This window comes from Gelidibacter sp. (genome assembly GCF_053579655.1).
Genome location: NZ_JBMDWE010000040.1, coordinates 22,951 through 32,255, shown reverse-complemented (window position 1 = coordinate 32,255; position 9,305 = coordinate 22,951). Strand labels below are relative to the sequence as shown.

Genomic DNA, 9,305 nt, shown 5'->3' with positions numbered 1-9,305 from the left:
GAGTTATCAACAAGGCGGCCTGAGAAATTTAGTCCCATTTTTATTAGGTAGTCCATTCTGTAATTCAGACCTATAGTCAAGACCAAAAATATAGTGACTTAATCAATGAAGCTTCTATTCTTTATAATTCTAAAAATTATTTAGAAGCTGCAAAAAAATATTCTGAAGCCTTTTATATAGAAACAAACAGCTCAAAAACTGTCGACAGATATAATGCTGCGTGCTCTTGGGCTTTAGCAAAAGAAGTTGATTCTTCATTTGTTCAATTATTTAAAATTTCGAAATCAGGAGATTATTATAATTACAATCATATTATTCAAGATTCTGATCTAAGTCTTTTGCACAACGACAAACGATGGAGTGAGGTGTTGTCGCTAATTAAAACTAATAAGGAAAAGTTAGAAGAAAATTTCGACAAACCTTTAGTTGCAACTTTAGATACTATCTACCAATTGGATCAATCCTCACGCACAGAATTAGAAAACATAAGTGAAAAACATGGATGGAAATCGCAGGAAATTAAAGAACAATGGGAAAAGATTGATAAAATCGATTCGGTTAATTTAATTAAAGTAAAAAAAATACTTGATGAACGTGGATGGATGGGAACCGACAAAATTGGAGACCAAGGAAACGTTACCCTATTTTTAGTAATTCAACATTCTGACCTTGAGACACAAGAAAAATACTTACCTATGCTAAAAGATGCCGTTAGTAAAGGTAATGCTAGAGCGAGTTACTTAGCTCTTTTAGAAGATAGAGTCGCCTTAAGAAATGGAAGAAAACAGATTTATGGCAGTCAAGTTAGTCAAGATGAAGAAACTGGCGAGCCCTATGTTCTGCCATTGATTGACCCTGACAATGTTGACAAAAGAAGAGCGGAGCTTGGCCTAGAAAATCTACAATCCTATCTATCGTATTATGATATGATTTGGAATTTGGAGGCATACAAGAAACAATTACCTGAAATAGAGGCTAAACAAAAGAAATAACGCTTGTCAACACCACGTAAAAATAAAATCTGGTACTTGACATTGAATAGCCTAACGGCTATTTAACCACCCTCAACGACTCAAACAACGCCTTCTCCTTCTTGCCTTCAATCGCACCGCGTTCTGAATAGATTATAGTCCCCTCACTATTAATCACAAAATAAGATGGAAATGAACGGAGATCATAATTTTGATCAAAGATGGCATCGCCTTGAAGCACTAAATAATTGATGTCTTTGTCTTTTACAGTGGCTTTGGTTTCTGAGAGGTCATAATCAAAATTGACCGTAATCACCTTAATCTTGTCTCCAAATTCTTTACCAATTTCCTTGACTTTTGGTAGGGATTCCATGCAATGACTGCAGGAAGACACCCAAGCTTCCAAGAAAATTGCAGATCCTTTAAAGTCATTTAAGGACACTTTTTTGCCATCGAGATCCAATAAAGTCCAATTGGGCGCTTTGACATTGAGCATCGGTTCTTTTTTAATTCCATAAACCGAAGAAATATAGCCTTCCTTTTCAGGATGGGTAAATAAGTCCTCACTCATGGGCTCATTAAACACCACCTCTGAATAAATTATTTCTTTTTTACCTGATGCGCCATCATCGATTTCAAGCTTTAGCGGCGTGGCGTCCTTCGCGTCCAGCCAAAGCTTGTAATTCTGAAGTTTGTAAACATAGACTTGTCGGTCATTAAAATCTGACTTTTCCACAAATGAGAAGTCATCTTTAAACTTACTCAACAATTCCGCCGTAAACAGCAAATTGTCATCATCGCTCATATAAGCCTCCAAATATTTTGGAATGGAGCGATCCTTTCCATAATCGAAAGTTGTGATTTTCTTTTTCTGATTTTCCACCACCGCCAAAGACGTCAGTTTGTAATAGATGCTTACTTCTTTGTTCATTTCCTTGAAAAAGAATAGTTTCAAATGTGGCTCATAATTAACGCGCTTCAATTTATAAACGGTTGATGTCGCTGGTTTGGAGCCATCGGCATTAATCGTCGCGGCCGTAAAACTTAAAGTCTCCCAATTGTTGAGTTGCTGGGTAGCTTTAGTCAAAATATCTTGTGGAGCGATGTCTTTTCCTGTGCAAGACAATAAGTTAAACGTTACCGATAAAAGAAGTATGTATAATTTCATAAGACTCGAGTTGATTTTCAAAAATAGAGGTTATAGTTTCATTTCTTCTAAAAATTAAAATAAAAAAATTCCCAACTCAATACAAGTGATTGGACTTTGGAGGTATATAATTTTATGAAATTTGGTTTTACTTGTCACCCAACAGCAATAACTCCTTATAAAAAATAATGATTTAATCTTAAAACATGGACAAATTTTATTTCCATAGCTTCTCGTCTTTCCAATTATCTGGGAACCCCATCGCGCTAACATCAATGTTAGGATATTCAGCCAATAACTTTTTGAACCTAACAACTATAGTATTACTTGGATTTATGGTTTGCATTAAAAACAAGATCATTGATAATATAAAGAATACTTTTTTATTGCTTACCTTGGAATCATCCATCCAGCATTTTGAGGTCTTTTGTGGTTTAATAGGCTGAATACTCATTGATCTATTCCATAACCTCGAATGATGAGCGCAAACATTTCTCAAATAAACTATGCTATGCATCCAAGAAGCAAACGTTCTATCGTTCAGTCCAAAATGTTTTGCAATCATTCTTTTTGTTCTGCCATCCTTTAAATTACTATATAAAAAAGACATTGTTCCAAAAGATGTAATTTCTAACATCATCCAACTCGGTGGTAGTGGATCTGTATATTTATTGCGAAAAGCTTCAATAAACTCTTCATCACTTCTCTCATATTCATTCTGTAAACTCCCTAAGGTTTTACTGTGCCTAATAAGATTTTTAAAAAGAATTGAATCTTGATACCAAAAAGCTCCATACTCATGGGACAGGATGTATATCATTTTAGCTCTTATAGAAACCTCAATCTTCTCTAACTCCCTTAAGACTAAAATCCTAAGCCTTCTATCAAAACAATAAATATCAAATGCATTTTGGAAAGTAGACCCTTCCTTAAATAAATGATTTGATTTATCTATAAGCATTGGATACCAATAACCACTTAATCTGTAATAACTTATACTTTCTAATAGGTGTTTTGCTCTTGGTATATTCGAAATAATTAGTCCCCTATTTTGTAACTGAGAAATTTGTTGAGAATAAGTTAAGGCAGGTTTATTATAAGAAGATTTTGCCATAAAAGTAAAAAGCTTACCCTGAGCGCGCTGATCTAAACGGGAAGCGGGGTAAGCATGTTAATACAAATATATTTAAATTTTTCAAAACAACAGCAGTTTTACCCACAAAGTACGTCTTTTGAGGGTTGAAATGCACGTGTTTTTTCATTTCTTTCATTCCACTACAACTTCTAGTTACACTTGTTATACCATCTTGACATTTAATTGTACAATACACGTTTTCAGATTCTTAATAATTAAAATCTATATAGCATCGACAAATCCTTTTTGACTTATCACAGAATGAGTCTTGAACATCGCTAAAATAATATAATGAGAATTCTGGCATCAGAAGCGAACTTTCATATTGAAGTAACAGTAGAAAATGGAAAGGCCATATTAAAAGTGAAAACCATAGAGATGTAACACAACAAATTATAAACACAAAAATTTTATATTTTCAGAAATCACTATATTTACTTCTATGAGTAAAATTTTAAGCTATCTCTATCCGATTACAAAAAAAGTGCATTCTGATGTCAGCGGCACTTTGGAGATTACCTGGTACAATGGGAAAAAGCACCTCAATACCAAAAACGCCAATTACTCTTACGGTTCCCTGCAACGGATTTTAAAATTTGGCTTGGAAAAAATTGATTTAAAAAACGTCAATTTCATTCTGCTCTTAGGTCTCGGCGGCGGCAGTGTCATTGAAACTTTGCGTCACGACTTTGACTATTCAAAACTTATCGTGGCTGTCGATATTGATCCCGTTATTATCGACCTCGCAAAAACCGAATTCCATCTCAAAGAAAGCGAAAACCTAGATATCATTTGTGACGACGCCCTTAACTTCATGACCTCAAATACTCAACAATTCGATGTCATCATTATCGATTTGTTCGTGGATATTGAGGTCCCGAAATCATTTTTAGAGCTAAATTTTTGGCGGAATGTTATGAAGGCCAGTGCAACAAATGGTGCTGTTATTTTTAATGCTTCATTAGAGAAAACAAAAAGCAACGCTTTAATTGCCGTCATCGATTTTTTAAAAACCCAATTCTACACAACAGAAGTTTACGAAAAAGTCAACCAAACCAACACCTTAATAATCGCCAAAGGTTTCTGAGTCATTGACAATGAATAATTTGTATCTTGTCTCGTATTAACTTTGTAAACTATGAGTAAAGGATGTTTGGAGTGTGGCGAAAAAATCGTTGGACGGATTGACAAGAAATTCTGTAGTGATGCGTGCCGTAATTCCTATAACAATACCGTCAATAAGGACAGCAAAAACTTAATTCGTAATACCAATAATTGGCTGCGAAAAAATTACCGCATTCTTGAAACGTTGAATCCGGAACAAAAAACAAAAGTCTCCCGAGGGAAACTTATTGAAAAAGGATTTGACTTTAATTATTTTACCAGCATCTACACCACTAAAGCAGGAACTATCTATTACTTTGTATATGATCAAGGTTATTTGCCTCTTGAAGGGGATTTTTATGCTTTGGTAAAACGTGAGCGTTGAACTTTATCAGCAATTCGGCCATTTAACGGTCGAATTCCAATTTTGGCCTTTCATTTGCAAAGCCGCTTTTAAAATATCTTTCTGACTGATTTGCCCCACTAATTTCCCGTTTTCTAGAATCGGGAATCTGCGGTGTTTGGCTTCTAAAAAAACGTTGGCCGCATCAAAAACATTCATATTCCCGTCTAAAGTATCGACATTTCTTATCATGCGCTTTTCAACGGTATCATCCTCCATCGGCATGTTGTAATAGCGACTTTCACTAATTTGTTTTAAACAATCGCCTTCAGAAATCATCCCCACCAATTCATTTTGATCGTTCACTACAGGTCCTCCAGAAATTCTATGTTTGATCAGAATTTCCACCACCTCAATCACTTTTTGATCCGGTTTAAACGTAATCAAATCCCTACTCATAAAATCGCACACCCTAAACGGCAACTGCTCAATAGCCTTTTGTTGCGGTTTTCGTGCCCCTCGAAAACTCTTGATAGCCATAATTAAAATTTTTTGTGATGCTTAAATTTAATTAAAATTAACCATTTAACCTAACATCCATTTACAGCAAATTAATTTTGTAGTTTTAGCTACCAACTAACATTTCTTCACATGCTTAAAAAAGCCATTGCCGTCGCACTTATTATATTAGCCATTTATTGGAGCTTTTATGCGTTACTGCCAACACACATTTCAGACCTACAAACGGCACCAACTGCCTTCTCTTCCGAACGCGCTTTGGAACATCTCAAGAACATTACCAAAAAGCCACATTATGTCGGTTCTGACGAACATGAAGTGGTCAAAAATTACCTGATACAGGAATTGAACGCTTTAGGCTTAGAAACCCAAATTCAAGAAGCCTATAGCCAAAACAAAAAATGGGGCAGTATTGTCAAACCTAAAAACATCTTAGCGCGGATTAAGGGCAGCGACAATTCCAAAGCCTTGATGTTGCTCACGCATTATGACAGCAAATCGCATGCTTCTTATGGTGCTAGTGACGCTGGCTCGGGCGTGGTTACGATTTTGGAAGGTCTGCGAGCTTTTTTAAGCCAAGGCAAAACGCCTAAAAACGATATTATCATTCTTTTTTCTGATGCTGAAGAATTAGGATTAAATGGTGCCGATATTTTTGTCAATCAACACCCTTGGGCAAAAGATGTCGGCCTTGTATTGAATTTTGAAGCCCGCGGCAGCGGAGGTCCAAGCTATATGCTGATTGAAACCAATGGCGGCAACCAAAACCTCATCAACGGCTTCAAAAGAGCAAATCCTGATTATCCTGTGGCCAATTCGCTGGCCTATAGCATCTATAAAATGTTACCGAATGATACAGATTTGACCTACTTTAGGGAAGATGGCAATATTGATGGTTTGAATTTCGCTTTTATTGATGACCATTTTGATTATCACACCGCTTTAGATAATTATGACCGCTTGGACAGAAACACCTTGGAGCATCAAGGTAGTTATTTGATGCCTTTATTGGCTTATTTTTCGGAAGCCGACCTCAACACTTTAAAGAGTGACAAGGATGCAGTGTATTTTAATGTGCCGCTTTTTAAAATGATCAGCTATCCAAACTCCTGGATATTTCCAATGCTCATTTTAGCTGTTCTCATATTTCTTGGCTTGGTATTTTATGGCATCCATAAAAGAAGACTGGAATCCAAATTTATGGCTTTAGGTTTCCTTCCGGGGATTGGTGCCTTGCTCATCAACGGGGTCGTAGGCTTTTTTGGTTGGAAATTATTGTTGATCATCTATCCGCAATATGGAGAAATCCTTCAAGGTTTTCCGTATAATGGACACCTATATATTTGGGCTTTTGCATTGTTTTCTACAGCGGTGTGCATGTGGCTTTACAACAAAGTCTATAAACCGGAAAACACGGCGAGTTTGGCCGTTCCGCCGTTGCTTTTATGGCTTATAATATGTGGTGTCATCGCATTTACACTCAAAGGGGCCAGCTTTTTTATCATTCCGGTGTATTTTGGATTGATCAGTCTTTTTGTGTTGATACGCCAAAAACATCCGAACATTATTCTGATGACTTTATTGCTATTTCCTTTACTCCTGATCATGTCGCCATTTATCGTCATGTTTCCCGTCGGACTTGGGCTTAAAACCATTGTGGCTACCACGCTTTTGGTTTCGATTATGTTCTCCTTATGTATCTCCGTCTTCGGATTTTCAAGATATAAAAACAGATGGGCCTACCTCCTAATCATTGCTGCTTTCGGATTTTTGGTGGCCGCGCATCTGAAATCTGGTTTTACTGAAGAAGGACCAAAACCAAACAGTTTAGTCTATCTCTATGACGCCGATAAAGACATGGCAGTTTGGGCAACTTATGATCAGTTATTGGACGATTGGACCAAAGCTTATCTGACCGATAATCCCGATGTTTTTGACACTTCAAATATCAACTTTGATAGCAAGTATGGCACGAAGTTATCCTACAGTAAAGAAACGGAAGTTAAAGCCTTAAAACCCTTTTTTGTTGACAAACAAAAAGACACCATTATTGGCGATACGCGACACATCAAAGTATTTATTACACCACAGCGCAACGTTAATACCTTAGAGTTTTATGCCGACGCTTCCAATAAGTTCTTATCCTTTAATATCAACGGATTGGAAATTCAAAAGAAAGAAGGAGAAGATTACGTTTTTAATGACCGCATAAAAAACAGATTGTTCAGTTATATGGTTACGGAACACAAATTGATCGAATTGAATTTCACGGTTCCAGCAGCTCAAAAAACTAGTTTTAATATCTTTGAGGTATCTTTTGACCTCGTTGGCAATGATTTGTTTAATGTCCCAGAACGTCCAAAGACGATGATTCCGAAACCATTTGTACTAAACGACGCTATCATCATAAAAAAAACCATCACTTTTGAATAAACACATCAGTATTATCGGTTGTGGCTGGTTGGGGTTTCCACTGGCAACAGAATTGGTCAGAAATGGCAATCTTGTGAAAGGCTCGACCACTTCTCCAAGCAAAATAGAAGTTTTAAAAAAGGCTGGAATCATTCCGTTTGTGGTTTCTATTTCTGAAGAAGGCATCACCGACGCTATTGAAGAGTGTTTAAAAGATTCTGAAGTATTAATTATAAACATTCCTCCTGGATTACGAAAAAATCCAAAGGCGAATTTTATAAAACAGATGGATTTGCTAAGCAAGCACATCGAACATTCTGATATAAAAAAAGTACTTTATGTGAGTTCTACTTCTGTGTATGAAGAGGAGGTTGATATACCCACGATTACCGATGAAAACGCTCCAAATGGTCAATCGTATGCTGCAAAACAATTGATTGGCGCCGAAGATGTTTTTAAAAACAATCCTAATTTCGAAACCACAATTTTAAGATTTGGAGGATTGATTGGCGGCGATCGCAATCCAGCGAAATACCTTTCCGGAAAAGAAAATGCGCCAGATCCTGAAGGTCCGGTCAATTTAATCCATCAAGAGGATTGTATTGCCATTATAAAAAACATCATCGTAAAGGAACAATGGAACACCGTTTTTAATGCGGTGGCACCGCAGCATCCTTCACGTGAAAAGTATTACAACTCGCTTTGCGAAATACAAAAGTTGCCACTTCCCCATTTTGACCATGCCACACCGAGCAAAGGGAAAATCATTTCGAGCGAAAAAGTGGAACGGGAGTTGCATTATGTCTTTACCCACAAACTGTAACAATTAGCACGCTTTTAAGAGTTTGTTTTATTAATTTTTATAGATTTGGCGCAATTAACTAAAATAACGGCCTGATTTAAAGGCTAGAATACACCAATTGAAAATGAAAAAATTTATACTCGTTGTTATCGTGATGAGCTCATTAAGCATCACTGCCCAGACAAAAACAGAACTTCAAAAACACTTTGAAAAATATTACCAACAAATGAAAAAGCAAGGTGACGTACAAGGCGTTATCAATGCCATGACGCACTTGGATGTCCTTAAACCAAGTCAGGCAAGAAAAGACACCTTGGCTTATATCTATGTTTCTGAAGGTCGCAATATGGAAGCTTTAAACACCATCGGCATTGAAAAAAGCGCCACTGATTCTGATTTGAACACAGAAATCAAAGCCATTGCTCTTAATGCTTTGGGCGAGCGCCAACGCGCTTTGGAGTTTTATAATCTCCTTTACAAAAAACAACCTAGTGCAACTTTGGCGTATGAATTGGCTGATTTAATGTTACAAACTGGCGATTTAGTCGGGGCACAAGAAAAAGTAGAATACGGCTTAGCTAATGTTACGGATGAAATGCGACGCACCTATTACGAACAACAACAGCCTTATCAAACCTCATTAAAAGCTGGATTATTATATCTAAAAGCAATTGTGACTTATAGTGAAGATAAAGACGCGAATCAGGAAATTGCAATCGCTACTTTAAATCGCGCATTGGCCATTGATCCTAATTTCAATATGGCCAGAATTAGCAAGGAAGCCTTGTTGAGCCGTGCAAAAGGAACGGATTAACACTTATAAACAGGGTTAAATGAAAAAGCAGTCTATTTTAAAATAGACTGCTTTTTTT

General features: G+C 36.6%; 9 protein-coding genes. 6 read left to right on the top strand and 3 right to left on the bottom strand.

Annotated elements, in window-relative coordinates; genetic code table 11:
* The first annotated feature begins 338 nt into the window (after window positions 1–338).
* Complete coding sequence (locus tag ACOH2D_RS15915; protein ID WP_449535840.1) at window positions 339–992, top strand: DUF6624 domain-containing protein; 654 nt, start codon at window positions 339–341, stop codon at window positions 990–992.
* A 58-nt stretch (window positions 993–1,050) separates the two neighbouring features.
* Here ACOH2D_RS15915 and ACOH2D_RS15910 read toward each other — a convergent pair whose 3' ends face one another.
* Window positions 1,051–2,139, bottom strand: a complete 1,089-nt coding sequence (locus tag ACOH2D_RS15910) for a redoxin family protein (protein ID WP_449535839.1) — start codon at window positions 2,137–2,139, stop codon at window positions 1,051–1,053.
* A 196-nt stretch (window positions 2,140–2,335) separates the two neighbouring features.
* Window positions 2,336–3,232, bottom strand: a complete 897-nt coding sequence (locus tag ACOH2D_RS15905) for an Abi family protein (protein ID WP_348036353.1) — start codon at window positions 3,230–3,232, stop codon at window positions 2,336–2,338.
* Between the two features lie 463 nt (window positions 3,233–3,695).
* On the opposite strand from ACOH2D_RS15905, the gene ACOH2D_RS15900 reads away from it, so the two are divergent.
* Window positions 3,696–4,340, top strand: coding sequence for a spermidine synthase (locus tag ACOH2D_RS15900; protein WP_348036354.1), 645 nt, complete (start codon window positions 3,696–3,698; stop codon window positions 4,338–4,340).
* 51 nt (window positions 4,341–4,391) lie between these two features.
* Window positions 4,392–4,742: a hypothetical protein gene (locus ACOH2D_RS15895; RefSeq protein WP_348036355.1), complete on the top strand. Its 351-nt coding sequence runs from the start codon at window positions 4,392–4,394 to the stop codon at window positions 4,740–4,742.
* A 6-nt stretch (window positions 4,743–4,748) separates the two neighbouring features.
* Here ACOH2D_RS15895 and ACOH2D_RS15890 read toward each other — a convergent pair whose 3' ends face one another.
* Entirely contained in the window at window positions 4,749–5,240 is a 492-nt protein-coding gene (locus ACOH2D_RS15890) for a CBS domain-containing protein (RefSeq protein WP_449535838.1), read from the bottom strand.
* 111 nt (window positions 5,241–5,351) lie between these two features.
* Between ACOH2D_RS15890 and ACOH2D_RS15885 the strand changes: the two genes are divergently transcribed.
* From ACOH2D_RS15885 to ACOH2D_RS15875, 3 genes are all read left to right on the top strand, one after another.
* Window positions 5,352–7,652 carry a M28 family peptidase gene (locus tag ACOH2D_RS15885; RefSeq protein ID WP_449535837.1) on the top strand — a complete coding sequence of 767 codons (2,301 nt, stop codon included), beginning with the start codon at window positions 5,352–5,354 and terminating at the stop codon, window positions 7,650–7,652.
* Complete coding sequence (locus tag ACOH2D_RS15880) at window positions 7,645–8,454, top strand: Rossmann-fold NAD(P)-binding domain-containing protein (protein WP_348036358.1); 810 nt, start codon at window positions 7,645–7,647, stop codon at window positions 8,452–8,454. Before ACOH2D_RS15885 ends, ACOH2D_RS15880 begins: the two co-directional genes overlap by 8 nt.
* A 103-nt stretch (window positions 8,455–8,557) precedes the next feature.
* The gene (locus ACOH2D_RS15875) at window positions 8,558–9,247 is read left to right on the top strand and encodes a hypothetical protein (RefSeq protein WP_348036359.1); all 690 of its coding nucleotides are present in this window, start codon (window positions 8,558–8,560) and stop codon (window positions 9,245–9,247) included.
* Window positions 9,248–9,305 lie beyond the last annotated feature (58 nt).